Origin of the sequence: Ferrimonas aestuarii (genome assembly GCF_005116665.1) — a bacterium.
Taxonomy (GTDB): domain Bacteria; phylum Pseudomonadota; class Gammaproteobacteria; order Enterobacterales; family Shewanellaceae; genus Ferrimonas; species Ferrimonas aestuarii.
This window is the reverse complement of the sequence record NZ_SWCJ01000034.1, coordinates 1-2621: the sequence shown is the minus strand read 5'-3', so window position 1 is coordinate 2621 and position 2621 is coordinate 1. Positions and strand designations below refer to the sequence as shown.

At 46.9% G+C, this 2621-nt stretch carries 1 protein-coding gene; it reads left to right on the top strand.

Annotation, left to right across the window (positions count from 1 at the left end):
* The first annotated feature begins 422 nt into the window (after positions 1-422).
* Entirely contained in the window at positions 423-2021 is a 1599-nt protein-coding gene (locus FCL42_RS21445; protein ID WP_136865454.1) for a cation:proton antiporter family protein, read from the top strand.
* The last annotated feature ends 600 nt before the right edge of the window (positions 2022-2621 follow it).

Genomic DNA, 2621 nt, shown 5'->3' with positions numbered 1-2621 from the left:
ATATGAGATATCAATCCTGCGCGAGTGCCCACACAGATTGTCTGACAAATTGTTAAAGAGCTTGCTTGCTAACTCACTGAGTAGCGAAGCGAGGTGCGTATAATACGCTTTCCTCTTTTCTCGTCAACCCCTATTTTCAAAGAGTTTTTCGAGTGTCGAATTGTTGCTCAGTGTCTTACTTGGTAAGTCGCTGTGCCCCGTCGACAGGAAGCGCATTATAGGGAGGCCTCGGGATTACGCAAGCAAGAAATCGCCTTTTTTTAAAAGAAATCGCACGGTTGCTTATATCTCCAGCCACCACACAAAATGATCACAGAGTTATCCACAGGAAATTCAGACAATCAATATTTTCGGTCACTTCAAAGCCTGCTGAGGTAAAAACAGATACACTGTCGACATAGTCAATTAAACAGAAGGTTAAGATGGATCCGCTACTTCTGCTCATCCCTTTAATACTGGCAATTGGTGCCTCTCAGATCGGTTTACCCCCTTTAATTGGATATCTGTCTGCAGGGTTTGCACTTTATGCTATGGGTGTCGAACAACTCGATTTCCTCACTCCCATTGCCGACCTTGGCGTATTACTGCTTCTGTTCGCCATTGGGCTCAAACTGGATCTGTCCAGTCTGGTAAAGGGGGAAGTTTGGGGCGGGGCTTCATTGCATTCAGCAAGTTCGGTGTTGATTGCTGCAGCCATCATTAAACTGTTTTCGTTCGCTGGCATTGGCCTATTCAGTCAGATCGATACGGAACAGATACTAATCCTAAGTTTCGCCTTAAGTTTCTCCAGTACCGTCTTTGCCATTAAATCACTTGAAGAGAGTGGTGACACCCAATCCCTTTATGGTCGCACGGCAATTGGTATTCTGATTATGCAGGATATCTTTGCCGTTATTTACCTGACGTTGAGCAAAGGGGTTATGCCTTCACCTTGGGCATTGCTTTTACTTGGCCTTCCTCTGCTTCGCCCGCTTCTTTATAGATTGATGGCAAAGTGTGGCCATGGTGAGATGCTGGTGCTATTCGGACTCGCAATGGCGTTAGTCCCTGGCGCAGCGCTGTTTGAAGCCGTTGGGCTGAAACCCGATTTGGGCGCGTTGATTCTTGGCATCCTATTGGCGGGCCATCATAAATCCTCGGAGCTGTCCAAATCTCTGTTCCTATTCAAAGAGCTGTTCCTAGTAGCTTTCTTCTTAACCATTGGTCAGCAAGGAATTCCGAGCGGTGCGGAGCTCATAACCGCGTTGTCATTGATGTTGATCTTGCCTATTAAGATGGCGCTGTTCCTTCTAATACTCAGTCTGTACCGCTTCAGATTGCGCAGCTCTGTTATGTCGACCATCACTTTAGGTAATTTTAGTGAGTTCGGATTAATTGTCATGACTGCAGCAATTGCCACCGGGGCACTCGACAACAGCTGGATACGCATAATCGCACTAACCGTTGCATTCAGTTTCTTGCTGGCTGCGCCATTGACTCGTATTTCGGAAAAAATCTACCAATTTTTATTAGGCTCCAAGCTGTCTAAGCTTCAGAGAAGTCCACTTCATATTGAAGATCAGCCTATCGACATTGGTAAGCCAAGGGTTGTCATCTTCGGTATGGGACGGATCGGTTCTTCGGCCTATGACACTCTTAAAGATACCTATGGTGATGTGATCCTTGGTATTGATCACAAGCAGGAGATCATCGACCGTCATCTAAGTGAAAATCGAAAGGCGGTTATCGGTGATGGTACCGACTCTGACTTTTGGGATAAATTGGTGCCAAGTGGCTCTATCGATCTCATTGTACTGGCAATGCCTTCCCACCACGGTAATTTGCATACTGCACAGCTTATTGGTGAAAGCGCTTACCGAGGTAGAGTAACCGCAATCGTTCGTTATGCCGACGAAGAGGAAGCACTCAAAGAGATGGGCGTTCACAGTGTGTACAACATCTATCAGGCTGCGGGTACCGGTTTGGCCGATCAGGTAATCGAGTCGCTACCGATATCAATCACCAGTAACCCATCTCTATGACAAAGATAAAAGGGAGGTTCGCCTCCCTTTTATTTATCTCCCGTTACGACTCTCACATTCTTCAGAGAGGCGGTATCGGATTTTTGCGCTCGCAGTAAGCTCAGTCGATTATTCTAGGCCTTCAGTAACTAACCATCCCAACCAACACTTTGCCGGCGAACGCCGGTACCCAGGGCTTTTCCTATTCAATCGCTTCGGTTCAGATATTTGCTAGTGCACAAGGACACTGGACTCTTACGTTCGTCAGAGAGGCGGTATCGAGGTTGATCGATAACGGCAGGTTCAGAGAAGTAGTTTTGGGGTTTAGGTGATGGCGGTAAGTTCAGCAGATAATTTAGGGCTTTCAGCAGCCAACCATCCCACCCAACGCTTTGCCGGCGAACGCCGGTATCCAGTGACATTTCTTATTAAATGTCATCGAGCTCAAATGTTTGTTGATGCTGACAACTCGTCAAGGACGCTGGGCTCTGACATGCGTCAGAGAGGCGGTTTCGAGGTTGAGCGATAACGACAGGTTCAGAGAAGCAGATCCGTCTTCAGCGGGATTGGTTATGAAAAGGAGTATTGGCTATTTTCAAACGCTAGAAATGAAAAAAGCCC